This window comes from Priestia sp. 10L35 (assembly GCF_056395685.1).
Window position 1 is genome coordinate 572239 of record NZ_JBFTKA010000003.1, and the last position, 25219, is coordinate 597457.

General features: G+C 39.8%; 28 protein-coding genes. 9 read left to right on the forward strand and 19 right to left on the reverse strand.

Features of this window, described 5'->3' with window-relative positions; translation table 11 throughout:
• Window positions 1–77: 77 nt before the first annotated feature.
• Window positions 78–1298 carry an MFS transporter gene (locus tag AC1DEF_RS14155; protein WP_097822820.1) on the reverse strand — a complete coding sequence of 407 codons (1221 nt, stop codon included), beginning with the start codon at window positions 1296–1298 and terminating at the stop codon, window positions 78–80.
• A gap of 109 nt (window positions 1299–1407) precedes the next feature.
• Between AC1DEF_RS14155 and AC1DEF_RS14160 the strand changes: the two genes are divergently transcribed.
• Window positions 1408–2277, forward strand: coding sequence for a LysR family transcriptional regulator (locus AC1DEF_RS14160; RefSeq protein WP_097822821.1), 870 nt, complete (start codon window positions 1408–1410; stop codon window positions 2275–2277).
• Window positions 2278–2304: 27 nt separating this feature from the next.
• Here AC1DEF_RS14160 and AC1DEF_RS14165 read toward each other — a convergent pair whose 3' ends face one another.
• The 5 genes from AC1DEF_RS14165 to AC1DEF_RS14185 form a co-directional block, all read right to left on the reverse strand.
• Entirely contained in the window at window positions 2305–2784 is a 480-nt protein-coding gene (locus AC1DEF_RS14165) for a DUF2798 domain-containing protein (RefSeq protein WP_097822822.1), read from the reverse strand.
• Between the two features lie 264 nt (window positions 2785–3048).
• Window positions 3049–4293 carry a glutamate-aspartate/proton symporter GltP gene (gene gltP / locus AC1DEF_RS14170; protein ID WP_097822823.1) on the reverse strand — a complete coding sequence of 415 codons (1245 nt, stop codon included), beginning with the start codon at window positions 4291–4293 and terminating at the stop codon, window positions 3049–3051.
• 201 nt (window positions 4294–4494) lie between these two features.
• On the reverse strand, window positions 4495–4833 hold the full coding sequence (locus AC1DEF_RS14175) for a zinc ribbon domain-containing protein YjdM (protein WP_016764918.1): 339 nt from the start codon (window positions 4831–4833) through the stop codon (window positions 4495–4497).
• A 90-nt stretch (window positions 4834–4923) separates the two neighbouring features.
• Complete coding sequence (locus AC1DEF_RS14180; RefSeq protein ID WP_014459191.1) at window positions 4924–5124, reverse strand: hypothetical protein; 201 nt, start codon at window positions 5122–5124, stop codon at window positions 4924–4926.
• 31 nt (window positions 5125–5155) lie between these two features.
• Window positions 5156–5338 (reverse strand): hypothetical protein, encoded by a 183-nt coding sequence (locus AC1DEF_RS14185; protein WP_097822824.1) that lies wholly within the window; start codon window positions 5336–5338, stop codon window positions 5156–5158.
• Window positions 5339–5563: 225 nt separating this feature from the next.
• Between AC1DEF_RS14185 and AC1DEF_RS14190 the strand changes: the two genes are divergently transcribed.
• On the forward strand, window positions 5564–5902 hold the full coding sequence (locus tag AC1DEF_RS14190; protein WP_097822825.1) for a hypothetical protein: 339 nt from the start codon (window positions 5564–5566) through the stop codon (window positions 5900–5902).
• A 29-nt stretch (window positions 5903–5931) separates the two neighbouring features.
• Here the strand turns inward: AC1DEF_RS14190 and AC1DEF_RS14195 are convergent, their stop codons facing one another.
• The 3 genes from AC1DEF_RS14195 to ggt all read right to left on the reverse strand — a co-directional run bounded on the left by AC1DEF_RS14195 (window position 5932) and on the right by ggt (window position 8990).
• Window positions 5932–6450: a hypothetical protein gene (locus tag AC1DEF_RS14195; protein WP_477727414.1), complete on the reverse strand. Its 519-nt coding sequence runs from the start codon at window positions 6448–6450 to the stop codon at window positions 5932–5934.
• A 131-nt stretch (window positions 6451–6581) separates the two neighbouring features.
• Window positions 6582–7082, reverse strand: a complete 501-nt coding sequence (locus AC1DEF_RS14200; protein ID WP_016764921.1) for a CBO0543 family protein — start codon at window positions 7080–7082, stop codon at window positions 6582–6584.
• Window positions 7083–7379: 297 nt separating this feature from the next.
• Window positions 7380–8990 (reverse strand): gamma-glutamyltransferase, encoded by a 1611-nt coding sequence (gene ggt, locus AC1DEF_RS14205; RefSeq protein WP_097822827.1) that lies wholly within the window; start codon window positions 8988–8990, stop codon window positions 7380–7382.
• Between the two features lie 164 nt (window positions 8991–9154).
• Between ggt and AC1DEF_RS14210 the strand changes: the two genes are divergently transcribed.
• Entirely contained in the window at window positions 9155–10543 is a 1389-nt protein-coding gene (locus AC1DEF_RS14210; protein WP_097822828.1) for an alpha/beta fold hydrolase, read from the forward strand.
• Between the two features lie 36 nt (window positions 10544–10579).
• Here AC1DEF_RS14210 and AC1DEF_RS14215 read toward each other — a convergent pair whose 3' ends face one another.
• Window positions 10580–11125 (reverse strand): GNAT family N-acetyltransferase, encoded by a 546-nt coding sequence (locus tag AC1DEF_RS14215; RefSeq protein WP_097822829.1) that lies wholly within the window; start codon window positions 11123–11125, stop codon window positions 10580–10582.
• A gap of 35 nt (window positions 11126–11160) precedes the next feature.
• Here AC1DEF_RS14215 and AC1DEF_RS14220 point away from each other — a divergent pair, with 35 nt between their 5' ends.
• On the forward strand, window positions 11161–11682 hold the full coding sequence (locus tag AC1DEF_RS14220) for a hypothetical protein (RefSeq protein ID WP_477727415.1): 522 nt from the start codon (window positions 11161–11163) through the stop codon (window positions 11680–11682).
• A gap of 180 nt (window positions 11683–11862) precedes the next feature.
• Here the strand turns inward: AC1DEF_RS14220 and AC1DEF_RS14225 are convergent, their stop codons facing one another.
• Together AC1DEF_RS14225 and AC1DEF_RS14230 are read right to left on the reverse strand one after the other, a co-directional pair.
• Window positions 11863–13047 (reverse strand): M20 family metallopeptidase, encoded by a 1185-nt coding sequence (locus tag AC1DEF_RS14225; RefSeq protein WP_097822831.1) that lies wholly within the window; start codon window positions 13045–13047, stop codon window positions 11863–11865.
• Complete coding sequence (locus AC1DEF_RS14230; RefSeq protein ID WP_097823071.1) at window positions 13025–14377, reverse strand: LLM class flavin-dependent oxidoreductase; 1353 nt, start codon at window positions 14375–14377, stop codon at window positions 13025–13027. Before AC1DEF_RS14230 ends, AC1DEF_RS14225 begins: the two co-directional genes overlap by 23 nt.
• 386 nt (window positions 14378–14763) lie before the next feature.
• Here AC1DEF_RS14230 and AC1DEF_RS14235 point away from each other — a divergent pair, with 386 nt between their 5' ends.
• The 4 genes from AC1DEF_RS14235 to AC1DEF_RS14250 all read left to right on the forward strand — a co-directional run bounded on the left by AC1DEF_RS14235 (window position 14764) and on the right by AC1DEF_RS14250 (window position 19248).
• The gene (locus tag AC1DEF_RS14235) at window positions 14764–15456 is read left to right on the forward strand and encodes a response regulator transcription factor (protein ID WP_057244713.1); all 693 of its coding nucleotides are present in this window, start codon (window positions 14764–14766) and stop codon (window positions 15454–15456) included.
• Window positions 15449–16453 (forward strand): sensor histidine kinase, encoded by a 1005-nt coding sequence (locus AC1DEF_RS14240; RefSeq protein WP_097822832.1) that lies wholly within the window; start codon window positions 15449–15451, stop codon window positions 16451–16453. The genes AC1DEF_RS14235 and AC1DEF_RS14240 overlap by 8 nt, the downstream gene beginning before the upstream one ends.
• Window positions 16454–16553: 100 nt before the next feature.
• Window positions 16554–17315: an ABC transporter ATP-binding protein gene (locus tag AC1DEF_RS14245; RefSeq protein ID WP_029323043.1), complete on the forward strand. Its 762-nt coding sequence runs from the start codon at window positions 16554–16556 to the stop codon at window positions 17313–17315.
• Window positions 17305–19248: an ABC transporter permease gene (locus AC1DEF_RS14250; RefSeq protein WP_097822833.1), complete on the forward strand. Its 1944-nt coding sequence runs from the start codon at window positions 17305–17307 to the stop codon at window positions 19246–19248. The genes AC1DEF_RS14245 and AC1DEF_RS14250 overlap by 11 nt, the downstream gene beginning before the upstream one ends.
• A gap of 49 nt (window positions 19249–19297) precedes the next feature.
• On the opposite strand, the gene AC1DEF_RS14255 is transcribed toward AC1DEF_RS14250, so the two are convergent.
• From AC1DEF_RS14255 to AC1DEF_RS14265, 3 genes are all read right to left on the reverse strand, one after another.
• Complete coding sequence (locus AC1DEF_RS14255; RefSeq protein ID WP_097822834.1) at window positions 19298–19912, reverse strand: GNAT family N-acetyltransferase; 615 nt, start codon at window positions 19910–19912, stop codon at window positions 19298–19300.
• A 107-nt stretch (window positions 19913–20019) separates the two neighbouring features.
• Entirely contained in the window at window positions 20020–20622 is a 603-nt protein-coding gene (locus AC1DEF_RS14260; RefSeq protein ID WP_097822835.1) for a dienelactone hydrolase family protein, read from the reverse strand.
• Window positions 20623–20627: 5 nt separating this feature from the next.
• On the reverse strand, window positions 20628–21830 hold the full coding sequence (locus AC1DEF_RS14265) for an aminotransferase-like domain-containing protein (RefSeq protein ID WP_097822836.1): 1203 nt from the start codon (window positions 21828–21830) through the stop codon (window positions 20628–20630).
• 469 nt (window positions 21831–22299) lie between these two features.
• Between AC1DEF_RS14265 and AC1DEF_RS14270 the strand changes: the two genes are divergently transcribed.
• Window positions 22300–22476 carry a hypothetical protein gene (locus tag AC1DEF_RS14270; RefSeq protein ID WP_176521189.1) on the forward strand — a complete coding sequence of 59 codons (177 nt, stop codon included), beginning with the start codon at window positions 22300–22302 and terminating at the stop codon, window positions 22474–22476.
• Window positions 22477–22515: 39 nt separating this feature from the next.
• On the opposite strand, the gene AC1DEF_RS14275 is transcribed toward AC1DEF_RS14270, so the two are convergent.
• The 4 genes from AC1DEF_RS14275 to AC1DEF_RS14290 form a co-directional block, all read right to left on the reverse strand.
• Window positions 22516–23292 carry a sulfite exporter TauE/SafE family protein gene (locus tag AC1DEF_RS14275; RefSeq protein WP_097822837.1) on the reverse strand — a complete coding sequence of 259 codons (777 nt, stop codon included), beginning with the start codon at window positions 23290–23292 and terminating at the stop codon, window positions 22516–22518.
• Window positions 23293–23362: 70 nt separating this feature from the next.
• The gene (locus tag AC1DEF_RS14280; RefSeq protein ID WP_013058035.1) at window positions 23363–23587 is read right to left on the reverse strand and encodes a sulfurtransferase TusA family protein; all 225 of its coding nucleotides are present in this window, start codon (window positions 23585–23587) and stop codon (window positions 23363–23365) included.
• Between the two features lie 35 nt (window positions 23588–23622).
• Window positions 23623–24750 carry an MBL fold metallo-hydrolase gene (locus tag AC1DEF_RS14285; protein ID WP_043981330.1) on the reverse strand — a complete coding sequence of 376 codons (1128 nt, stop codon included), beginning with the start codon at window positions 24748–24750 and terminating at the stop codon, window positions 23623–23625.
• A gap of 49 nt (window positions 24751–24799) precedes the next feature.
• Window positions 24800–25195 (reverse strand): DsrE/DsrF/DrsH-like family protein, encoded by a 396-nt coding sequence (locus AC1DEF_RS14290; protein ID WP_097822838.1) that lies wholly within the window; start codon window positions 25193–25195, stop codon window positions 24800–24802.
• Window positions 25196–25219: the final 24 nt, after the last annotated feature.

A 25219-nucleotide genomic window follows, 5' to 3' on the forward strand; every position in this document is an offset into this window, starting at 1 on the left:
CCGGGAGCATGGCTTTGAAACGTTTTAGAGGATAAGAGGTCTTCTCTATTCTTAAATAAATAGCCCTAAATCACTTTTTATTTAGTGACGTTTTTATTTAAAAATGAATGAACTCGCTCTTTTTTTAACCATATTCCTCCACAAGCAATGAAGCATGCAACCGTACTAAAAGCCAACGTGTAACTCCGGAGCCAATCCACAAGGAGCCCAAACCAAATCGGTGCGAGCACGATGGCAAATTGATTGAGCGTTAACGCAATGCTTACCGTTAAACCAATAAAACGATCATCCGCTTTTTCTGCTATTAGCACGATAAACAAACTAAACCAGCCAATTGCAAAAAAACCGAGGCTAAAACAAACTGCAGTTAGTAGCCAAAAAGGCAAAGTAAATCCAATATAAGAAATAGTTATTATTAGTCCTGCAGCCATCCAAACCGTCACTTGCAAAGGAGTTCTTCGATTTCCGTTATACACATAATCACTTACCCAAGCTAAAACAATTCTCCCCACCATTCCGCCTAACAGTGTGATGCTCAGCAGGATGCCAGCTGAAGCAAAATCCATCTTTATGGCTTTCGTTAAATAGCTCATAAAGTGCGCAACGATAATCATTTGAAGAGAAATCATTGAAACACCTACAAAAAACAGCGGATAAAGCGTTTTATCTTGAGAAATGCGCTTGATTTTATGACGAAGCGTAAATGTTTCCTTTTTTTCTGACGATGATGATTGCTCTCGGTAGAATACAAAAAAAAGAATGCCTCCTCCGATAGCTGCCGCTGCCTGTACGAGAACCGCCCCATGCCAGCCGTATTGATGAAACAGCAGGGGTAATGCTGCTGAAGCGACAGCACCTCCAATCGGTATCCCCGTTTGCCGAATCCCCATGGCAAGGCCTCTATGATGAGAAGGAAACCACTTCACCACTGCTTTGCTTCCTCCTGGCTGTGCTGTTCCATACCACACGCCTGCTGCGAGAAGTACGCCTGTTAGATACAAATAATGATCAGCGCTATAGGCAAAAAGCATGCTTACCCCCAGCAAAATAGATCCTCCTCCTACAAGCCACCTTTCTCCATAACGATCCATCCAGTTTCCAAAAAGCAGCATGGAAAAAATCGGACCAATTTGAACAGCTGATACGAGCAGTCCTGTTTGAAACTGCGATAAATCATATAGTCTTTGCCAAAACGCGGCCAATGGCCCCGCCCCGTAGGTGACAAACGTTGCACATGCCTGAGAAAGAGTGGCAACAAATAAAATCATCCACTTATAAGAAGCTTTTTGTCTGCTCATTTTCTCTCCTCCACCTCTACTTTCAGTGTAGAGAAGGAATGGTATCATGTAAAATAAGTAATAAAGATAAAAGTCATCAATAAAAATGATAGCTGAAGGAGGAGATTTTATGGATATAAAAGATTTGCTTGTTTTTACAACGGTAGCAGAAGAAAAAAATATTTCAAAGGCAGCCAAAAGCTTAAGCTACGTGCAGTCGAATGTGACGATGCGAATTCAGCAGCTAGAAGCTGAACTCGGCACACAGCTATTTGAACGAAGCGGTAAAGGCGTAACGTTAACTTCTAGCGGAGAGCTTTTGCTTCGTTATGCTGAAGAAATTCTTCGTTTAACCAATGAAGCCACTATAACTGTTCAAAGCAGTGCGCACACGCCGATAGGGCCTTTAAAAATAGGTGCAACTGAATCTACCGCGGCTCTTCGGCTACCGCCTTTGCTTTCTACTTATTGCACTGCCTACCCGGATGTAGACTTCATTTTAGAAACACATACAACCGATGTTCTTATTCACCTGGTTTTAACCCGAAAACTTGAAGGCGCATTTGTTGCAGGCAGCTGTGAACATCCTGATCTAAACTCTTTATTTACTCAAGATGAAGAGCTTGTACTTGTGAGCCGCCACCCTCTTCCTTCTCTTTACAGCCTAAACGATATGAATTTATTAGCATTCAGCAGCGGATGCGCATATCGACATACGTTAGAAATGCTGTTGACAAAAGAAAGCGTGTTTCCAAAACGGATATTAGAATTTGGTACGATTGAAGCGATTATTGGGTGTGTAAAAGCTGGTATGGGCGTAGCTGTAATGATGAAATCCATTGTATCTCATCACGACCATTCATTAACGTTAACTCCGCTGCCGCAGCCATATAGAAAGGTTCCCACTTTTTTTATTACGCGAAAAGATGCCTTTGTATCGGCGGCTTTACGTGAATTTTCTTCTCTTCTTACCAAGCAGCTTTGCATAACAAAACCCTAAGAAAATAGGCGTTCTTAGGGTTTTGACTTAAGCCGCTGCCGGATTCTTTTTCACAAATTTCATAAACAATAAACGAACTAAAGGTCCCATAATAAGAAGCTGAAGCGGGTAGGCTACGATAAAGTTTTTCATCACGATAAATGCATAGCTTGAAAGAAGCGGCTCTCCTTGCAGGCCTTTCGTAAGTGACATCGTAATTAATCCATATACAGACATGGAAAGCACCATTCCAATAACCATACATGATGACAAAATCAACACGACTTTTAACTGTTTAGACTTATCAAACGGCAGTGAAAATGCTACTTTTTTTGCTACGGGACCAACGAAAAAAGTTTCGACAGCCATTGCGACTACAAACGTGATAACCAAGTTCAAAATACCTTCTGCAAGGGTGATATGCCCGATGACATCATTCATTAACATGTTATACACCGTCATTACAAGCACCATTCCTCCGCACATCATCATTCCAAAATACATACTCTCTTTTTTAGTTGTTGGCACATTCCTCATCCTTTTCATCTTTTTTACTTGGCTTAGTATAGCTTTTTATCTTCCTTCTTCGTAAGTGAACATTTTGTGAACATTCATCTAAAAAATGCCCTGTGACCAAAAAACAGTCACAGGGCATTTTTTTAGACTTAAGCGGCGCGTCCTCTTTTTTTGAATAGGGCTGAATATGACAAATTACTCTAGTCTACATCGTTAATAAATATTTAGAGATTTAACAAAAAACCCCCGCTTTATGAGCTAAAGCGGGGGTTGGTTTTATAGAGATTCCGTGTGAGATGCAGGCGGGATCGGCGTTTGGGTGCGGAATACTTTTTCCCATTTTGAGACGACGATACAGGCGATCGCGTGGCCTGGAACGTTGACTCCTGTTCTGGCCATATCCATGATGCGGTCTACTCCTGCAATAATTGCCACTCCTTCAGCCGGCAGACCTACTGCGTTGGCTGTTGCTAAAAGAACAACAAGTGAACCTGACGGGACAGCCGCAATTCCTTTACTTGTCATCACCAGTATAAGCATCATAAATAATTGCTGAGTTAATGGCATATCGATGTTAAAAGCCTGCGCTAAAAAGACGCATGAAACGGATAAATACAGCGTGGAGCCATCACAGTTTAATGACAGGCCCGACGGAATAACGAACGACACAACTCGTTTAGGACATCCGTACTTTTCCATCCGCTCCATCAGCTGTGGCAGCACCGTTTCCGTACTTGTTGTTGAAAAGGCAATAAGAAACAAGTCCCAAATCATTTTGAATACTTCAAAGTAGTTGAATTTGAACAAAAACCCAACAAGCGGAAATAAAACAAATAAAATAATAAAAAGACCTAAAAAGACGGTTCCAATTAGCTTTAGCATTGGAAGCAAAAGTGCAATGCCGTATTGCCCTACAGATGCAGCCATTAGCGCTAGTACACCAAGAGGCGCTGTGACCATAACAATTTGCGTTAATTTAAACATAATTTTAGCCGTAGATTCAAAAAATTTCATTGCAGGTTCGGATGCTTTACCGACTCCTGAAGCGGCAACACCGAATAAAATAGCAAAGAAAATTACGGCCAGCAAATCATTTTTTGCCATCACATCTACGATATTCGTTGGAATGATGTTTAAAATCATTTGTTTAAAGTCTACGACTTTGTCGGTGTACTGAGACAATTCACCGATATCTTTTTTTACAAGATGAGAAAGATCGAGGCCTACTCCGGGCTTTAGCAAATTCACTAACAGCAGACCGATTGCTAATACGATGGTAGTAATGATTTCAAACCAAATAATCGTCTTTAACCCTAGACTCCCCATTTGTTTCATACTGCCGCTTCCCGCAGCACCTATGACGATGGTTGAAAAGACAATCGGCACCACAATCATTTTAATGAGCCGGATAAACCCGTCTCCTACCGGTCTTAAAGCCATTCCAAAGTCCGGGAAAAAGTGCCCGATAACAGCTCCGATTACTAATGCAATTAAAATTTGAAACGCTAAAAACTTTTTCACATTTCTCCCTCCCTTTTGTCTTCATGAAACGGACATTCATTCCATTAATATCCAAATTCTGAGACACTTTAAGTAAGTTCGGGACATTTAGCTAGATTCCTTCTAAAATAGACAAATTGGTCTATATATTTCGCTTTATCAGTTAAAACACATAGAAAAAAGCCAGAGTGAAGTTGTTCTTCATCCTGGCTTTTTTAATTCTTATGCTTTTTTAACAAACTGAGATTTTAAGCTCATGGCTCCAAATCCGTCAATTTTGCAGTCGATGTTATGATCGCCTTCTACTAAACGAATGCTTTTTACTTTTGTTCCGATTTTGACAACCGATGAGCTTCCTTTTACTTTTAAGTCTTTGATGACGGTAACTGAATCTCCGTCTTTTAAAAGGTTCCCGTTTGCATCTTTTACAGTCAGCTGTTCTTCCGTGCTTTCTGTTTTTTCATCTTGTCCCCATTCATGCCCACACTCCGGGCAGACGAACAGGTTTCCATCTTCATATGTATACTGTGATTGACAGCTTGGGCAATTAGGTACATTCATTTTCTTTTCCTCCAGCAGCAGCTCGTAACCAATGGTATGATCACGAGATTACATTTTTTATCTGTTTTATACTGTCACAATTTCATGAGATTAACAAGCTTTTCTATTTCCTTGCTGCTGATGTTTTCTTTTCCAAATAAGTGAGCCGATAAACAGAACAAAACCCGCTCCAAAGACAAGAAGCTGATCTAAATAAAAGTCACCTGTTTTTACATACCGTATAATAAATAATCCTCCAAACATCAGCATCAGCATACATGAAAACCGAATGAGGTATGAATTGATTTCCATTTTTCATTCCTCCTTTTTTTAAGACTTTGTATTACGAAAAAAACGCGAACCATATGCCGAATGTAACCGCATATAACGGTAAAATGACGGCCAGTTTTTGCTTCCACCCTTTAAAAAAAGAAGCATTACGAGGCGCAAACCAAAGCTCTAACGTGCCGTATAATAGCAGTGCTCCCGCTGCTAATATCGCAATCACAGTCTCTCCTACCTCCATACATACTCCTCGCTTTCATTCTGCGCACTTGAAGCTAAGCACAGCGTATATAGTAAATCTCATCATTATAAAAGAGCTTATATCGTGATGCGTGCGGGTTTTGAATACTTTTTCAACCATACATTTATTACCATTATATCATAATAAAAGCATTTTTAAGACTTTTTATACATGTAAATTATTGTATAATAAAAAGTAGACACAGAGAAAAAGGGGGAGGATTTTTTGAAAAGAACTCAGCTTATTTTTGTTATTACACTGCTTATGGAAGCTGGATTAACCTATGCGTGCTCATCCTTTTTGTCTATCCGCTTTATTGAGCTTATGTTTTTTAGCGGACTTTTGTTTTCAGTTTTGACTTTTTGGTTTTCAAGCAGCGGAAGCAACAGCGCTCATTCTCACTATAAAACTCATTCCATGAGGTTAATGTCTGGGGCCAATATCGAACACAATCCGTTTCGTTTGCGCTGGACGGCTTATTTTCTTGCTTCTTTAAGCTTTACGGGAGTGGGCCTGATTTTTTTCATTCTGCTGCTGACCGACATTATTCCTCCAGTAAGCTAAAAAACCTGCTCTTCACAGAGAGCAGGAACTTACGAGAACAGCTTGAGAAGCAGGCATTTTCGCTTTACTTTATTCGCAACAGCTTGAGTCACATGATCTTTCAAAGGCCGCGTCAATATTCGTTTCAGCGGATGTTTTAGCATCCGTTTGCTCACGGGAACTTTAAAGATAACGCTGAGAACCACTGTTGCTAAAACCGAGAGCAGTAAGACCGCAAAAGGCTTTTTTTGAAACCATCTCGAGAAGATAAGCATCATTACGTAAATAAGTGCTGACCACCCTAAATGCCAGCCGTGCCTAAAGGTAATGGCTTTACACCTGAGTCCAATCCATTCTACAAAGGAAGCTGTACATACCCATTTTGTAATATATTTCACCTGCTTAGCCAGTGTAGGCGGATAAGTAGCTAAGAACGACCCAATCATAAGAGGGGTAATGAATATAAGATGCAGCACGCGCAGTCCTTTTAGTGAAAGGTGGGAAGATTTAAAATCCCAAAGCAATTTATCATTACATAAAAAGTAGTAGAGAATATTAAAAAAGCTCACGTATAATCCCCCAGCATAAAGCTCGTGAATTTTTTTCCATGTTTTCTTTTGGATATTTTGAAAAATCAGCCATAGAAGGATAGAAATATGCACCTTTGTTCACCTCTCTAACGTCGTTTTTAGAATCTCTGCTATTGTATTTTTGTTTCTTCCTGCTTCTTTTCAATTTTTCGAATCCATCCAATCAGCATTCGGTTAAGATACGATTTTAACGTTACGCTAGTAAAAGTGTGATACCACATCCAGCCTGTTTTCCACTCGATGAGCTTCGTTCGTTTTTCAGCCCATAATTCAATAAAAAACATTGGAATCGTAAAAAGCACAATTTTATATAAAACTTTTAACCCTTTATCGTAATACGTAGCTTGATTAATCATGACGGATATCATAGGATACAGCAAAAAGTCGAACAACACGTTAATTCTAAACTGTTTTTTCAATAAGCGAGTTGGATATCGAAGAAGGCCGTGAGTTACAATAAATTTATCAATAATACCATTTGTTAAGGCGTTAAATACATAGGCCAGCAGCCAGTCTTTAATCGGTGGTTTTCTAAATAAAAAAGGGAGAATTCCCAGGGCGATAAGTAGCATTACACGTAAAAATTTCACTTCAAACTTTTTATTTCTCATCACCTTTTCGCTCCTTTCACCAAGTGTTGTTAGCCTACCCTCATGTCAATTGGCAGCTTGAGACGGCTGTTCTCACCACGCTCAATTATTGCTTATATTAATTTATAAAGATACGCAGCAGCGTCTAATGTAAATTTTCCGTACATAACCCCTAAGTTCACGCTATCCATACATACGTAAATGTTTGTTTTAGTTTTAAGTTCTTTGAAGAGATTTATACATGTGGTTGAGACATGAAAAAAGCCCAACTTTAATCAGTACGGGCTTCTTCCTCCACCTATTGTGTTTTTTTTAACGTTACCATCCAGCTACAAATCCATCCGTTCGTGATTCACTTCCTCCGCATAGCACGCCGCTTTCAGGATCTCTCCAAATAATCTGTCCGCGCCCAAATGCCATTGAATCCACGGCTACTTCAATTTTATGTCCTTTTCGTTCAAGCGCTTGTGCCACGTGGGATGGAAAAGCCGGCTCAATAAGCACCGTTTTATCTTTTTTCCACTGCCATCTTGGCGCGTCTAAAGCGGCTTGAGGATGAAGCTGAAAGTCAATCGTATTCATGACAACTTGCATATGTCCCTGCGGCTGCATAAAACCTCCCATCACGCCGAACGGTCCTACGGGCTCCTTATTTTTAGTGAGAAAGCCTGGAATAATGGTATGAAACGTTTTTTTATTAGGAGCAAGGCAGTTATCGTGATTAGGGTCCATTGAAAAATTATGGCCGCGGTTTTGCAAGGCAATTCCCGTTTCTGGCACAACGATTCCAGAACCAAAGCCCATATAATTACTTTGAATAAGCGAAACCATGTTTCCTTCTTCATCAGCCGTTGCTAAATACACCGTTCCGCTTCCGACAGGTTCTCCCGCTTCAGGCTGAAGAGCATGTTCTTTTATAAGACTGCGGCGATAGCCTGCATATGTATCAGACAGCAGCTCACTAACAGACACGCTCATTTTTGCTTCTTCCGTAATGTATTTTTCTCCGTCCGCAAACGCAAGCTTTATCGCTTCTATTTGTTTATGATACGTATTCACGGCATCTTTTTCTTGAAGCTCAAAGCCTTTGACGATATTTAATGCCATTAACGCAATAAGCCCCTGACCGTTCGGAGGAATTTCCCACACATCATATCCACGGTAGTGAGCGGAAATCGGGTTCACCCACTCAGGCTCATAAGCAGCCAAATCTTCCTTGGATAAAAAGCCGCTATATTTTTTGCTGAATGCATCAATACGATCCGCAAGCTCACCTTTATAAAACGCTTCTGCATCTGTTTCGCCAATGAGCTGAAGCGTATGGGCGTGATGGATGGATGACCACATTTCTCCTGCTTTTGGTGCTTGTCCATTTGGGGCAAACGTTTGAAACCATGACTCAAATTCTCCGCTTGTATGTAGTCGTTTGAACGTATCGTACGCTTGTTTCCATTGTTTCGCGAGAGTAGGCGCTAGCGGAAATCCTTCTTTGGCGTACTGAATAGCAGGCTGCAGTACTTGAGAAAGAGGCAGTTTGCCAAATCGCTTCGATAAAGCAGCCCAAGATGCCGGAGCCCCGGGAACCGTAACGGGAATCATTCCGTACTTAGGAATATCTCTGTATCCTTTTTCCTTTAGCGCATCAATGGAAATAGACCGCGGAGAAGGTCCGCTAGCGTTTAGTCCATACAGCTGATTATTTGTCCAAACAAGCGCAAACGCGTCTCCTCCGATTCCATTTGACGCAGGCTCTAATACAGTAAGGCTCGCTGCTGTGGCGATTGCTGCATCAATGGCATTGCCTCCTTTTTTTAAAATATCAAGGCCTGCCTGCGCTGCGAGCGGCTGAGATGTAGATACCATTCCTTTTTTTGCATAAACGGGAACTCGGTAAGATGGATATGGATGATAATGCGGATCATAGGTCATAAAAGCGCCTCCTTTTTTAGATATTTTAATTTTCAGAATAATATAACTCCTTTATTTTACCATATTCATAACGCATCGGCTTTTTTTATCTTAGAATGACATGACTCCTTTTACCTAAAATTGGTATACTGATAGAGTAGAAGAATCGCCAAGGAGGATGATGTATGAAAAAAGTAAAAGCTGCCCTTCCACTCGCTGTTTCTTTAGCACTCGGGCTTCAAGTACTTCCTATGTCCACTTCACCTGTTCAAGCTGAAGCAGCGGCAAATGCTGCTCATCACTCAGCAAAAGTTGAAGTCAAACGAGCAAACGCATTTTTAACGAATGTCGCCAACGGCAAAACCAAAGAAGCTAAGCGCCATTTTTCCCGCAGCCTGCAGTTAAAAATGAGTGAAGACAACCTAAAAACATGGTGGTCAGCTCTAACGGCTCAGCTTGGTGCTGTAAAAAAGATTGGGACAGCTGTACAAGGTGAAGTCAATACGGTTCATCGAAATATAGAAATCCCAATTGAATTTGAACACGTATCAGCTACTTTAACCGTTCGATTTAGTCAAAATCGTCAAATTGATGATTGGCGAATCGTACCGGAGGAGCGCCAGTTTTCGTTTTCCACACCGCCTTATGACACCCCTAAGAACTACAGTGAAAAACAGCTTTCAATCGGCAAAGCACCTTACGAACTTCCAGCAACGCTTACTCTTCCAACACGTTCAAAACATCAAAATGTACCCGTTGTCATATTCGTTCACGGATCAGGACCTTCTGATCAAGATGAAACGTTTATGAGCTTAAAGCCGTTTCGAGATCTGGCTTCTGGACTGGCTTCTCAAGGAATCGCCGTTTTACGCTACAACAAGCGTACATACGAACATACAGCTAAAATGTCCGGTGAAAATAAAATAAACGTCGACGATGAAACAACGGATGATGCCGTACTCGCAGTGGAAGCAATGGCGAAACAAAAAGGCATCGACAGCCGCAATATTTTTATACTAGGACACAGTCAAGGCGGCATGATGATGCCCAGGATTTTAAATCACACGCCGGATAAAAGCGTGCGCGCCTCTATTTTACTTGCTGCACCGAGCCGCACACTTCCAGAGTTAATGCTTGAACAATTTGCCTATCTTGTATCGCTGAATCAGCTTCCGAAAGAGCAGCTTGCTTTTTTCCAGCAGCAGTTTGCCATTTTACAAGACCCAAGCTTTTCACCAGCTCAGCCGCCAAAAGAATTTCTGCTTGGCACGCCTTATTTTTGGTATGACGTAGCTCACTGGCACCCTGCAGAAGTCGCAAAATCTCAGGACACGCCTCTGCTTCTTTTACAAGGAGCACGTGATTATCAAGTAACGACCGAAGATTTTGAAGGCTGGAAACAAAGCTTATCTCAGCGTTCCAACACTTCTTTTAAGCTTTATCCAAAGCTCAACCACTTTTTCACAGAAGGAACTGGTAAAAAAAGCACGCCCGATGAATATGCTGTTTCAGCCAACATTCCTTCTTATGTCATTGATGATATTGTCAAATGGGTTCGTGAAACACAAAAGTAAAGAAACAAGGCGCTGTTTTATCAGCGCCTTGTTCTCTTATTCATTAAACCTGCCCATTACAACCGTACTATAGTACTTGCCGTCAGACAGCATCTTGTCATTTTTTAATACTCCTTCCATTTCAAACCCGAATTTTGTATATAAATCAATCGCTTGTTTATTGGTCTCTAGCACATTCAGCGTTATTTTCTTCATGCCCGCGCTATCTGCCCATCGTATGGACTGCTGTAAAAGCTCTTTGCCAATTCCATATCCCCACCATTCTTTTGCGATGCATACGCCAAACTCTACTTTGTGGGCAAATCGTTTCAAGTCATGACCTTCGCATCTTGAAAACCCGACAATTTCATTATGTACACTTGCTACTAAAAATAAGTTTCGTTTACTTTCTGTGTCACGTTGAATAAGTTTTTCAAAATCGGATTCGTCCATATACCCTTCTCCTGGTTCACGATCTAAGTTTTCCGTTTCTCCGTCTAGCTGAACTCTAAGGTGAGACAGTTCGTGTGCATCGCTGGTGTCAGCTGAACGAATGATGTACTGAAGTCCTTTTACATAGTAAATTTGCTGGCTGATGACCATCGTATTCCTCCAAGCGTCTTTCATAAATCTATCAATTGAATTTAATTTCCTTTAATATAAATATTATACATAAAGAAAGAGAGCTGAACGAGTTGCTTTGGTTACTGCTTTTAATTCTATACGGCATTTATAAGTTCTATAAATCAAGAAGACCGCTAACGAAGTTTGACCATTTTTATGAGAAAGCGTTTGAGCTAGAAGAAAAAAAGCGATATGAAGATGCTCTTGATATACGCAACCAAGGGATCGAACTCCATACCCTTACCGATTTAGAGCGAGCTGATTTACATTTAGCAAACGGGCGTATGCTTTTGAAACTAAAGCAGTATGAACAAGCAACGAAACACTACGACGCCTCATTTAAGCTAGCCAAATATGAAAAATTCCCTTACTCAGAAGGATTTGACGAAGTCATTGAAGCCTACTTGTATGCAGGGCGTAAAGAAGATGCCTTGATAATTACTAATGACATGTTAAAACGGCAAAGCTATGATCAAAAATTTAAAAAGCTAGAGCCTTTAAAAGAAAAGCTTCTTTCATATGAAGACTTATGGTAAAATTAAACAAATGAAAGCGTATTATTAAGAGCGATTGAGGTGAATGTAATGGTCATAACCGTTATTGTAGGAGTGCTGGGTTTGATTGGTTTAATTGCAGCAGGATTTGCGACGAATTATAAAGATACGAAGTAAAAATACATAAAAAAGAACAAGAACCAAATAGGTTCTTGTTCTTTTTTAACGAGCCAATAGCTTTTCTGTTATGCGCAAAAACATCTTTACTCCAATTTCAAGCGAGGCTTCATCTACCGTAAACTTCGGATGATGATGAGGGTATACAATGCCTTGTTCTTCATTTCGTGCTCCGATGTTAAAAAATGCTCCTTCCGTTTCCTGCAGATAAGCTGAAAAATCTTCTCCTCCCATTTTAGGGGACAGCGTCTTTACACGTTCTTCTCCATATTCTTCGATAGCTGTTTCTTCAATTAAACGCGTAATTTCTTCAGAATTAATGACGGGATGATAGCCTTTTTCATATGTGAAGGTGTACTCTGCACCGTAGGCTTCTGTTAGTCCTTTTACCATACGGTCAATTTGTGCCGGAACTTTTTCTCGCAGCGCCGCGTCAAAGCTGCGAACGGTACCGTTCAGCTCCACTTTATCAGGAAGTACGTTGTGCGTAGTTCCTCCATGGAACTGTGTAACTGATACGACTAATTTATCAATTGGATTGGTCGTTCTTGAAACAATGGTTTGGAGGTTGGTCACAATCTGCGTTCCTACCACAATGGCATCAACTGCTTCGTGAGGCGCTGCGGCGTGTCCTCCTTTTCCTTTAATCGATATATTAAACGTGTCAGGCGAAGCCATCATAGGACCTGCAAGCACGCCGATTTCTCCGACGGGAAGACCAGAATTCAAATGCGTACCAATTACATAATCCACCCCTTCCATCACGCCTTCTTTCACAAGTTCCTGCGCTCCCCCGGGCAGCAGCTCTTCTGCGTGTTGAAAAATCAAGCGAATTTCTCCTTTAAATTCATTTCCTAACTGAGAAAGAACGGAAGCTACTCCTAATAAAATAGCCGTGTGACCGTCATGTCCGCATGCATGCATCACGCCTTTATGAACCGAGGCAAATGCAAACGTGTTTTCTTCTTCAATCGGCAGCGCGTCCATATCCGCTCGAATCGCAACCACTTTCCCCTGCTCTTTTCCTATTAATCTAGCCACCACGCTTGTTGGTGTAGGACGAGTAATAATAAAGCTTCCAAACGAACGAAGCGTATCTTCAACAAACTGAGACGTTCGATGTTCTTGAAACGATAATTCAGGGTAGCGATGAAAATGCCTTCTCCACTCAATTACCTGCTTTTTTAAGCTTTCTATGACGCTGTAGTCACTGATTAATTTGACTGTCATACACATACTCCTCCTTTGTTTGACTATATTGATTGGCTGGAACGGAAAGGTTCAAATTTCCTCGCAGCGTACTGCTTTCATATGAAGTGTCGTAAAGCCCACGCTCTTGTAAGATAGGCACTACTTTTTCCACAAATTGATGAAACGTATCGCTCATAAACGGACGAAGTACAAATCCATCCGCTGCTTCCTGCTCATGCCATTTTTGCATTTCATCCGCTACGTGTTCAGGTGTTCCTGAAAACGGCGAACGCGGCAAAATTGTTTCAAGCGCCACTTGTCTTAACGTTAACTTTCGAGCAGCCGCCGCTTGTTTAATTTTATTTGTCGTACTTTGAAAGGCATTTGCTCCGATATCCCCTAACTCTGGAAACGGGGCGTCTAGGTCAAATTGCTGAAAGTCGTAGTCATCAAAAAAACGAGCTAAATATGTAATGGCGTGATCAATTGGAATTAGCGCAGCAAGCTCTCCATATCTTCTTTCGACATCTTCCTCGCTATCTCCTATAATTAAATCAATACTTGGAAAAATGAGAAGCTCCTCGGGATTTCTCCCGTGATTTCTTGCTCTGTTTTTCATATCTTGATAGAATGCCTGCGCTTCTTCTAGTGTATGTGCATTTGTATAAATCGCATCGGCATTCTCTGCTCCGAATCCTTTTCCTCTTTCTGACGAACCTGCTTGAAACACAACCGGATGTCCCTGCTTTGAACGAGCAATATTTAACGGCCCTTGAACTTGAAAATGCTTGCCTTTAAATCCAAGCGTATGCATTCTCTTTGGATCAAAAAACTGACCGGTTTCTTTTTTGTAGATAAAAGCATCGTCTTCCCATGAATCCCACAGTCCTTTTACTACGTCGAGATGCTCTTTTGCAATTTCGTATCGTTCGCTGTGAAGAGGAAGATACCCTCTCCTGTGATTGCGCGCTGCCCCTTCTTGCGGAGAAGTAACTACGTTCCACCCCGCTCTCCCGCCGCTTATATGATCAAGAGACATCAGCTGACGAGCGATTGTAAAAGGCTCACTGAAACTTGTTGAAACCGTCCCAACCAGTCCGATGTGACTCGTAGAAGCAGCGAGAGCTGACAGCAGCGTAATGGGCTCAAAACGATTTAAAAAGTGAGGAATAGACTTTTCAGATATGGCTAATCCGTCCGCAATAAAGATAAAGCTGAACAGTCCTTTTTCCAATATGCGCGCTTGTTTCTTATAAAACTCAATGTTAATGCTTGCATCAGGCTCTGCGTCCGAATGTCTCCATCCATCCGTCGTACTTCCAAGGCCTTTAATATTTGCTCCTAGCTTTAGCTTTCTTTTTTCACTCAACATATACTTCCTCCTTTTTATGACAAATAAAAAGAGATGCTTTGATTGTTCAAAGCATCTCCAGTCGTCTGGTCGATCGGTTTTTAATAGATGTTTAGTTGACTTATCTGCATGTTATACCTACTATCCAGGTAAGTCAAATTAGCTTTTTAAATATGTGCTTTTATTTCTTTAAAACTATAGCTACATTTCCTATTTTACGCACATCGCTTTCATAACAGCTCTCCTTTTTTCACTAGAGTTCAATATATGTTTATAAACTATGCTCGTCGAAAGCTATTCTTTCACATTTTATAAAGAACGCTGGTGAATCTACTATCACATATGGTAAATAAAAGGATATTGCTATAAAATAAGTATAAAAACAGAAAGCGTGGTACGTGTTATTGTTTAAACTTCTTTTAATTGAAGACGATGTAACGCTGTTTAACGAACTGAAAGAACGGTTGGAGCAATGGTCTTATGATGTTTACGGCATCCGTGATTTCAGTAACGTTATGCAGGAGTTTAGCGAGGTAAAACCTGATTTAGTTATTATGGATATTCAGCTGCCGAAGTATGACGGATTTCACTGGTGCAGAATGATTCGTTCTCACTCAAAAATCCCTATCATTTTTCTATCTTCACGTGATCATCCTTCTGATATGGTAATGTCTATGCAGTTTGGCGCAGACGACTTTGTGCAAAAGCCGTTTCATTTTGATGTGCTTGTAGCAAAAATACAGGCCCTTCTCCGCCGCGTGTATAATTACAGCGTTGAACAAGTAAACCTTCTTTCGTGGCAAGGAGCTACGATTGATTATGAAAAAAATAAAGTATCAGCAGGATCTACAGCTATCGATTTAACCAAAAATGAAATCTTTATTTTAAAATGTTTAATACAAAAAAAGAATATGATTGTAAGCCGAGATGAACTGATTAATAGTTTGTGGGAAGATAAACGGTTTATCAGTGACAATACGCTGACGGTAAACGTCAATCGCCTGCGAAAAAAATTAGATGAAATTGGACTTGGAGCTTTTATTGAAACAAAAGTCGGCCAAGGCTACGTAGCCATTGAAGAGGAACGCTATGATTAAACTCTTTATTCGCGAGCGTTTAAGCTGGATCTTTTTCTTTTTCATCATGCATTTTTTTATGCTTTTTATCGCGTATATTGATGAATCCATTCCTCTGTCTTCGATTCTCTATATCGTGTTTTTATCATCAATTATCTTTCTTATTTTCTGCGTCTTCCGCTATCAGAAAGAAACGAAATTTTATCAAAAACTAAAAGATGAAGAAGACTTCTTTGATTCTTCTACTCTTTCTCATCCACTGCGTCCGTTTGAAAAGATTGTTCAGCGAAACCTGATGCAACAATTAGAACAAGCGAAAAAAGATGGTGTGCAAACTCTGCTGCACGTGACGCAGGAAAAAGATGAACTGTTAGCTTGGATTCACGAAATTAAAACGCCGTTAACTGCGATGCATTTAATAATTGAACGCTTAGAAAATCGAGAAGTTAAAGCAAACTTGAAGTTCGAGTGGCTACGCATTCACTTTTTGCTTGATCAACAGCTGCATCAAAAGCGCATTTTCTTTATCGAAAATGATATGTATATTGAACATCTTGATTTAGAGTCCCTTATTTTCACTGAAATCAAAACGCTGCAAGCTTGGTGCATGCAAAAAAATATTGGGTTTGATGTGGACCTACAGGCAGAACGTGTACTGTGTGACGCAAAGTGGCTTTCGTTTATTATGAGACAGCTGTTAACAAACGCAGTCAAGTACAGTGAAGAATCTGATGTGATGATTAGAAGCTACGAGCACCGCGGTCAAGTATACATCGAGGTAAAAGATAACGGACGGGGCATTTCTCCTCAAGATATGCCGCGCATTTTTGAGAAAGGTTTCACCTCAACTACGCAGCATGAAGACAGCCGCGCTACAGGCATGGGCTTATATCTCGCTCAAAAAGCTGCGCACGCTCTTTCTATTCACATTGGCGTGCAGTCTGCCCTTAATGAAGGCACAACGTTTACACTTGCCTTTCCTAAATCAAATGATTTTGTGGATATGAAAAGCATGTGACAAAAATGTCACATGCTTTCGTTATTTGTTCGGTGAATCAAAGGAAAAGCTAAAGCCCTTTTTCTATAATAAACGTATCAGATCAAAGGAGTGAGTACATATGAACATATTAGAAGCAACTAATATTCATAAAAGCTACGGAAATAAATTTAATAGACAAGAAGTATTAAAAGGCGTAGACATTACGATTATGAAAGGAGAATTTGTAGGAATTATGGGCGCTTCAGGATCAGGCAAGACGACTCTTCTGAACGTGCTTTCCTCCATTGACAAAATCAACGGAGGAACCATCAAAATCGAAGGAAATGAAATTAGCAGAATGAAAGAAAAGCAGTTAGCAAACTTCCGAAAAACGCATTTAGGCTTTATTTTTCAAGACTATAACTTGCTCGATACGCTGACAGTAAAAGAAAATATCCTCTTGCCTCTTTCCGTTGCAAAAACTCCTTCAGCAGTAGCTCACAAAAAATTTGATGCGCTTGCCAAACAGCTCGGCATCTATGAGCTGAAAGACAAATATCCAAGTGAAATTTCCGGGGGACAAAAACAGCGTACTTCCGCTGCAAGAGCCTTTATTCATGAGCCAAGCATGATTTTTGCTGATGAACCCACAGGTGCTCTTGATTCAAAAGCGGCCAGCGATTTGCTAAACAAACTGACCGAGCTTAATGACAAAAGAAGCGCAAGTATTGTGATGGTAACGCATGACCCAGTGGCAGCCAGCTATTGCAGCAAAGTCATTTTTATAAAAGACGGACAAATTTATACGCAGCTGTACAAAGGCGATCAAACGCAAAAAGCCTTTTTTGACGATATTATGAAAACGCAAGGCGTGCTAGGCGGAGTTCAACATGAACATTAATCAGCTGATTTTCCGCAACTTCAAAAAGAATGTAAAAAACTATTATTTATACGTTTTTGCACTAATTTTCAGCGCAGCTTTATATTTTGCTTTTGTCACGCTGCAGTATGACCCCGCTCTTGATGCAACCAAAGGTTCAATTAAAGGAGGCGCAGCGGTTCGGGCCGCTTCTGTTTTACTTGTAGCTATTGTTTCTATCTTTCTATTATATGCAAATACGATTTTTATTAAGCGGCGCAGTAAAGAAATTGGCTTATTTCAGCTAATTGGCATGACCAAAACAAAAATTTTCCGTATTTTGACCGTTGAAAATTTTATGTTGTACTTTAGCTCGCTGATTGTCGGCATTTTAATTGGATTTTCGTTTTCTAAAGTAATCATTATGATTTTATTTAAAATTACGGACACCAAAGGCATTGCCAAGCTTCACTTTTCAGAAGAAGCCTTGATTCAAACGCTGATTGTATTCGGAGTCATCTATTTGTTAATTATGACGATGAACTATCTTTTTATTAAAAGACAGACCATTTTAGCACTATTCCGCATTACGTCATCAACAGAAAGCAAAACAAAAAAAATCAGTATTCTTGAAATTATTATTGGAATTCTTGGCATGATCTTTATTGCTTCCGGCTACTATATTTCTGCTAAATTGTTTGACGGATCTTTTACAAGCATGAATGCTTTGTCTATCGCAATGGTATCCATTTTAGCTTCGGTTATCATCGGAACCTATTTGTTTTATAAAGGCTCAGTTCGCTTTTTATTAAATCTCATGCGAAAAAGCAAAAAAGGCTATTTATCGATTAACAATGTATTATCTCTTTCTTCCATTATGTTTCGCATGAAATCAAATGCACTGTTGCTGACGGTTATTACAACCGTATCTGCTCTGGCTATTGGTCTATTGTGCTTGAGCTACATCTCTTATTATTCTGCTGAAAAGTCGGCCGAAGATTATGTGCCTAACGATTTTTCTATCAATAATACAAAAGATGCAGCTTCGTTTAAAGCCGCGCTGAATCGAAAGAAAATAGCCTACACGGAAAAAAAGATCGACGTCACCCAAGTAAAAGCAAACGTAAAAAACATCTTAGAAAATAATTTGGAAGGCCCGATGGTAGACTCGTCCGCTATGGTTTTTTCGGTTGTTAGCGAAAAATCTGTTAGTGGTGTAAATGTAGCTCAAAATGAAACTTTGTTTACCGGCTATAATGATATGCTTCAACGAGTAAATTCATTTAAAGATTCCGGGGAAATTGAGCTAAAAGGAAAGAAAAAAGTCATTCCGCAAAAGTATATAGGTTTAAATCGAAAATTTCTCTTATCTACCTATTTTACAAGCGGTATGCCTACTATGATTGTAGCCGATTCCGTGTTTAATGAACTGGAACAAGACGTGGATCCTTCTATTCAAAGAGAATCTTCTGTGTACACAGGGATAGATATATCACAAGAAAATGACTTACCAAAAGCAAATGAGATTTTCAAAGAAATGAAATTGGGCAATCATACCTTCAATGATGCGCGTATCGAAACGGTAAAAAGCCAAAAGCAGAATATGGGTCTAATTATGTTCATTGTCGCTTTCCTTGGACTAGCCTTTTTAATCACATCAGGGTGCATTCTTTACTTCAAACAAATGGATGAAAGTGAAGATGAAAAGCCAAACTATACGATTCTTAGAAAATTAGGCTTTACCGAAAAAGACTTACTAACTGGCATAATGATTAAGCAGCTTTTTAACTTCGGCATCCCGTTAACCCTAGGCTTGCTTCACAGCTATTTTGCCGTACAGTCTGGCTGGTTCTTGTTTGGAACAGAGCTTTGGACACCAATGATTATCGTCATGATTATCTATACGGTCCTCTACTCTATTTTTGGTATTTTATCTGTTCTTTACTATAAAAAAATTATTAAAGAAGCTCTTTAACGATCAAAAGGCACAAGCTAGAGCTTGTGCTTTTTATCTTTAAATGCCATTAATTGCTGGCATTTTCTTTATTTCCTTGACTGGCTGCATGTAAAAAACCTTCTAGTCGCTTTTTGACAAACGGCCACTCGTCGTCAATTATACTGAAGATAACCGAATCTCGTACGTATCCATCAGGTAAAACCATATGTTTTCTGCTGATGCCTTCCTGGGTAGCCCCTAACCGTTTAATAGCAGCTCTGGACCTATTGTTTCGCACATCCGTTTTGAATTGAACGCGGTGAAGCTTCAGCTCTTCAAAACAGTATTTTAACAATAAATACTTACACTCCGTATTAACCCGGGTGCGCCACACGGACGGATGGTACCACGTCCAACCTATTTCTACGCTTTTGTTGGGAAGTGATATATCTAAAAATCTCGTGCTTCCTACAATTGAACGTGACTCTATATCAAACACAGCAAAAGGCAGCTCTCTTCCCTCTTGCTTTGCTTCTAAAGCACTTTCAATCAGCCGTTTCATATCACTTAGACTATGAACTTTTACGGGGAGATGCTCCCAAATTTCTTTCGGTTTTGCAGCTTCATAGAGTCCTTGCTCATGCATTTTCCCAAGCGGCACTAGCTTTACCGCTGTTCCTACAAGCTCACCTGACTGTAGCATAACCTCGCTCCTTTTCGATACGTCTAAAGAAAATGTTAATACATGTATATGTACTGGAAAAGAGTCAGTTTCTGCTTATTGTAAGGTATCACTTTCAGAATACATAGCTAGTGATCAGCTAATTGTTTTTCGAGAAAATCACTTATTGTTTGCAAGGCTTGGTCTGCTGATTCTTTATTAAAGGTTTGTGAAAAAGGATTCATAAAACCATGAACGCCATAAAACTTTTTAATTTCCAAAAGCGGCTCTCTTTTTTGCTCTAATGAATTTATTAAAGAGTCTACATCAAATGTTTGCTCTTCAGCAGGAAAAATAAGAAGAGTTGGGCAAACAGGACTTCTATTTACATAATCTCTAATGCGTGATCCGTAACAGCCAATCACAAAGTTACACAAATTGCTTTCACTGCATAGCCACGACATTGTCGCTCCTACACTGAAGCCTATAACTCCTACTTCTTCATATTCTTGTTTTAGTTGAATTAACATGTTAGTAATTTGTCTTGAACCCTCATCAATACCAATGTTTTGAACAAAGTTTTGATAAGCCATTCCTTCTTCTTCATAACTATAAGGAGCGTCTTTAGATAATAAGTTAGGGCAGATAATATCTGCCTCTAACTTAGACAATTTCTCTTTCATAAACTTCATATGATCATTCACACCGTATATTTCATGAATTAATAAAATCGCTTTATTTGATTTTTCCATTACTTTTATAAAACAGTCGTTTCCCTTGTCAATTCACGATGCAATACGTCTCCCATACGCTTCATGCCTTCAACGATTTGTTCAGCAGACATATTAGAATAATTCAAGCGCAGCGCATTGTTTCTTGTGCCGTTTGGAAAGAATGGCGTTCCAGGCACACAGGCTACGTTATTTTTTAGACATTCTGAAAAGATATGTGCTGAATCGATTCCTTGGGGCAGTTCCACCCAAATAAACAATCCGCCTTCTGGCTTACTGTAAGACAAATTCTCCGGGAAAAATTCTTCGATGCACGATAGCATTTGGGTACATCGCTCTTTGTATACGGCTTTAATTTTTTGAATGTGCTCTTCGATATCATAAAGCTCCATGTACTTAGCCGTTACGCGCTGAGCAAAGCTGTCCGTATGCAAGTCAGCCACTTGCTTAAACGCTACGTACTTATCAATGAAAGCTTCGTCTGCACATACCCAGCCGATTCGAAGACCTGGTGCAAAAATTTTAGAGAATGTGCTGATGTAAATCACTCTGTTTTCTGTATCAAAATGCTTAACCGGGGGCAGCGCTTCTCCTGCAAATCGGACTCCTCCGTACGGATTATCTTCTACAATCAGCACTTCGTATGCGTTCGCAAGTTCGATCATTCGCTGACGTCTTTCTCGCGTTAAGGTGCGCCCTGTAGGATTTTGAAAATCAGGAATCGTATAAATAAATTTAGCCTGTGGATTTTCCTGAAGCTTTTTCTCTAGCTCTTCCATAATCATTCCGTCTTCGTCCATGTCTACTTCTACAAACGTCGCATTGTAGGATTTAAATACGTTAATGGCTGCTAGGTACGTTGGGCTTTCACAGATTACCACGTCTCCGTCATTAAGAAACAGTCTTCCGGTCAGATCGATTGCCTGCTGAGATCCGGACGTAATTAAAATGTTCGAAACCGTGGACTCAATGCCGATGTCCTGCATTCGTTTAGAAATTGCTTCTCGTAAAGGGATATACCCCTCTGTTGTACTATATTGAAGCGAAGCGGCTCCGTCTTCATTTAATACGGCGCGGCACGCATCGTTCATTGCTTCAACGGGAAATAGCTCCGGTGCTGGAAGTCCTCCTGCAAACGAAATGACTTCTGGTCGTTCCGTTACTTTTAAGATTTCACGCGTTTCAGAGGATTTTACAAGACTAGCTCGTTGGGCAAATTTATCTTTCATTGATGATCATTCCTTTTCTAGATTTTAAACTTTTAATAACGAGTTAATTATTCGAATAGTCAGAAAAATTAAAACAAAAGCCTTCCCTATGAGCTCAGGCTTCTTTTAAGCCTTGGAAGATGCCTTTTTAATAGACAACCAGCATCTGCTTGCTCTCTGACTCTTCATTTCTTCTTGATGTCACATTCTCCTTTCCGTACATATTTTTCTTATTCACTATTTGTAATACAAATCAAAGGTCGTACGATAAATATGGCCTTGTATTTAATGTATGTTAAAAAGGATAACATAAAAATCAAATAAATAAACAATAAATTCTATAAATTCTTAATTTTTTATGCAAATATATTTATCTTAGTAAACTATTTTGTAAGATCTCTTCCCTTTTCATTGACCTACCGTGCAAAACCCTTTATAATCCTTATTAACTCGATAAGATTTAAAGGTTTTAGTACAGGAGTGATGAAAAGTGAAATGGCTTCATTTGCTGTTTAATGAACGATGCCCTAAATGCAAGCAAGTGTTAAATACATCAAAATCCAATGCGCTTCGCTCTACTGTTGTAAAAGTATGTCCGTCGAACCACTATCAAAAAGAATTTCACCCTGCGCTTGAAGCGTTTGTGGAAAGTCATGAAGTGCTATAAAAAAAGCTAAAGCTATGGGAACCCATAGCTTTAGCTTTTTTATAGCAGCCCCCACCAAATCTTAATTGCCGTTGTTAAAATTAAACCGGCAAGGATCCACTGAAGCACTTTTGTATTCATTTTCTGCCCCGCTTTTGCACCGATTGGAGAGGCAATCAGGCTTGCCGCCACTAAAATAAGTGCAGGTATAAATGGGATTTGATGCGTTATCAGCTTTCCAACCGTCGAACCAATGGAAGAAATAAAGGTAACGGCTAGTGAAGTTGCGATGGTAATTCGAGTTGGGATTTTAAGCACTACGAGCATCACAGGAACTAAAATAAAGGCTCCTCCTGCTCCTAACACGCCTGCTACGGCTCCGATAAGCAGTGATAAAATAGAAGCTAACCCTTTATTGAATTGAAGTTCGCCTTCTTTTATCTCATCTAAATTTTTCTTTGGAATAAACATCATAACAACCGCAATAAGAGCTAAAACTCCATATACAACATTTAATCCTTGTTCATTCATATAATGTGAGCTGTAGCTTCCAAGCATGCTGCCGATTAGAATATTGCTGCCCATATATAAAATTAATGATTTGTTTAAAAATCCGCTTTTTCGATACGCCCATACGCCGCCTATTGTCGCAAAGAACACTTGAACAGCTCCTGCACCTGAGACTTGATGAGCCGTTAATGCTCCTACTCCTACTAATGGAGGAATATATAACAGCATCGGATAATTAATAACAGACCCGCCAATACCGACCATACCGGAAATAAACGACCCAATAAATCCAATAAGAAAAAGCGTGATGATAAATATAAGATCCATCTATAGTCGCTCCGTTTCATATAAGGAAAGGGTACCTTTTACAAGAGATACCCTTTTCGTCCATTATTTCTTATCCTTTTTTAATCCAAAACTTAAAAACGTCGCCTTCTTCTGTATGAAGAAGCTCGTGACCGCCAGATTTTGCCCAGGCTGCAAGATCGTTTTTTGCCCCTTTATCCGTTGCATGAATTTCTAACACTTGACCTGCTTCAAGTTCATTCATTGCTTTTTTTGTTTTAACAATCGGCATTGGACATGCCAGCCCTTTTGCATCTAGTACTTTAGTTGATTCCATTTCTCTCTCTCCTTTGTTTAAGCTGAACTTTTTACTTAGCGAATCGCACAGCGGTTTGGTCCAATTTCCATTTCACGCTGTTTTTCTTCATCTGGACTTACTTTCCCCATATTGGTTTCACGGATTTCTTGATATGCATTTGGCTGCGGCGGTAAATTATCTGTTACTAAGTGTCTGAACTCTGCTTCGTCTTTGATGTTTAATCCATGATTTTTCGCAAACAAAGTACCTAACTTTTCAGCTACGCTGCCGTTATCATTTAGCTCATCAATAATCATAAAATGAGCTGGCAATACGATTAACTCATCTGATAATGCTTTATAGCGTTTATAAAGCGTCTCGCGCAGATCGCCTACCCAGTCTTCAGCCATACCAGCTAAATCAGGACGTCCAATTGAATCGATGAACAAAATATCACCTGAAAGTAAGTATTGATCGTCTACGATAAAAGAAGTTGATCCAATCGTATGACCCGGTGAATAAAGAGGCTGAATCGTAATCATTGTGTTACCAATCACGACATCACTGCCTTCTTCTAACGCCTTGTAGTCAAAAATCACTTCTTCTGCATCTTTTGGAGGCAGCCAGTACGCTGCATTTGTTGCTTCAGCAATAACTCTTCCTCCTGAAATGTGATCTGCATGAAGGTGCGTATCAAACACATGCTTAACAGTGACACCAAGTTCTTTGGCAAAGTTAATATACACATCCGCCATACGCGTCGCATCAATAATAGCCGCTTCACCGTTTGATACGATCATATAAGATAAGCATCCTTTACCGATACGAACAAACTGATAGATCTCTCCGCCGTCTTTTAAATCTCCGACTTTAACAGGCTCTAAATATTCACTCCACGCTTTCATACCGCCTTTAAGGTACGATACGGTAAGCCCCTCTTCTGAAAGCATGTCAGCTACCATCACGGATGAACCTTCTTTGGCGCAGACAACTAATACTTCTTTATCAGAAGGGATTTTTTCTAAGATTTCTTCTACTCCGTCTAAAAGATCGAAGTATGGAACATTTAAATGCTGAAATTGATGACCTTCAATTTTCCAATCGCTAAAATCACTTTCGTTACGAACGTCCAAGATAAATAACGCTTCTTTATTGATAATTTTAGATGTAACTTCTTTTGCAGTAAGTACATGTACTGTCATATTAAAATACCTCCTATAGTATTTTTTCAGTTATAGTCATTCGTTAAAATTAAAAGGTTAATGACACATTTGCATCTTTGGCGAAATCTAAAAACGTAACTGCTCCGCCTACTTCAATACCGTCTACAAAATCTTCTTTTGTTAATCCCATTACATCCATTGTCATTTGACAGCCAATGAATTTAACACCCATTTCTTGCGCCATTTCAACAAGCTCCGGAATAGACGGAACATTTGCTTTTTGAAAACCTTCAGCGAAATGCTCTTTCCCTGCAGGCATAGTTAATTGTTTATGTCCCTCTTTATGAATAAGATTTAACCCTTCAAATGTAAAGAAAATCGATACTTCTTGATCGCTTGCTGCCGCCGCAGTGGCAATGTTAAATACTTTATATGCATCAAATAATCCACCGTTTGCTGCGATAATTGCTACTTTTGAACTCATATTTAGTTCCTCCTTTATTTGGTT

Excerpts from the sequence above, each read along its gene's own strand:
- AC1DEF_RS14275 (WP_097822837.1), bottom strand. The coding sequence starts at position 23,292 with ATGGATCTTATATTTATCATCACGCTTTTTCTTATTGGATTTATTGGG.
- AC1DEF_RS14180 (WP_014459191.1), bottom strand. The coding sequence starts at position 5,124 with ATGGAAATCAATTCATACCTCATTCGGTTTTCATGTATGCTGATGCTG.
- AC1DEF_RS14185 (WP_097822824.1), bottom strand. The coding sequence starts at position 5,338 with ATGGAGGTAGGAGAGACTGTGATTGCGATATTAGCAGCGGGAGCACTG.
- AC1DEF_RS14290 (WP_097822838.1), bottom strand. The coding sequence starts at position 25,195 with ATGAGTTCAAAAGTAGCAATTATCGCAGCAAACGGTGGATTATTTGAT.
- AC1DEF_RS14245 (WP_029323043.1), top strand. The coding sequence starts at position 16,554 with ATGAACATATTAGAAGCAACTAATATTCATAAAAGCTACGGAAATAAA.
- AC1DEF_RS14250 (WP_097822833.1), top strand. The coding sequence starts at position 17,305 with ATGAACATTAATCAGCTGATTTTCCGCAACTTCAAAAAGAATGTAAAA.
- AC1DEF_RS14155 (WP_097822820.1), bottom strand. The coding sequence starts at position 1,298 with ATGAGCAGACAAAAAGCTTCTTATAAGTGGATGATTTTATTTGTTGCC.
- AC1DEF_RS14200 (WP_016764921.1), bottom strand. The coding sequence starts at position 7,082 with ATGAGAAATAAAAAGTTTGAAGTGAAATTTTTACGTGTAATGCTACTT.
- AC1DEF_RS14225 (WP_097822831.1), bottom strand. The coding sequence starts at position 13,047 with ATGACAGTCAAATTAATCAGTGACTACAGCGTCATAGAAAGCTTAAAA.
- AC1DEF_RS14160 (WP_097822821.1), top strand. The coding sequence starts at position 1,408 with ATGGATATAAAAGATTTGCTTGTTTTTACAACGGTAGCAGAAGAAAAA.
- ggt (WP_097822827.1), bottom strand. The coding sequence starts at position 8,990 with ATGACCTATGATCCGCATTATCATCCATATCCATCTTACCGAGTTCCC.
- AC1DEF_RS14240 (WP_097822832.1), top strand. The coding sequence starts at position 15,449 with ATGATTAAACTCTTTATTCGCGAGCGTTTAAGCTGGATCTTTTTCTTT.
- AC1DEF_RS14260 (WP_097822835.1), bottom strand. The coding sequence starts at position 20,622 with ATGGAAAAATCAAATAAAGCGATTTTATTAATTCATGAAATATACGGT.
- AC1DEF_RS14215 (WP_097822829.1), bottom strand. The coding sequence starts at position 11,125 with ATGGTCATCAGCCAGCAAATTTACTATGTAAAAGGACTTCAGTACATC.
- AC1DEF_RS14210 (WP_097822828.1), top strand. The coding sequence starts at position 9,155 with ATGAAAAAAGTAAAAGCTGCCCTTCCACTCGCTGTTTCTTTAGCACTC.
- AC1DEF_RS14175 (WP_016764918.1), bottom strand. The coding sequence starts at position 4,833 with ATGAATGTACCTAATTGCCCAAGCTGTCAATCACAGTATACATATGAA.
- AC1DEF_RS14265 (WP_097822836.1), bottom strand. The coding sequence starts at position 21,830 with ATGAAAGATAAATTTGCCCAACGAGCTAGTCTTGTAAAATCCTCTGAA.
- AC1DEF_RS14285 (WP_043981330.1), bottom strand. The coding sequence starts at position 24,750 with ATGACAGTACATGTACTTACTGCAAAAGAAGTTACATCTAAAATTATC.
- AC1DEF_RS14255 (WP_097822834.1), bottom strand. The coding sequence starts at position 19,912 with ATGCTACAGTCAGGTGAGCTTGTAGGAACAGCGGTAAAGCTAGTGCCG.
- AC1DEF_RS14280 (WP_013058035.1), bottom strand. The coding sequence starts at position 23,587 with ATGGAATCAACTAAAGTACTAGATGCAAAAGGGCTGGCATGTCCAATG.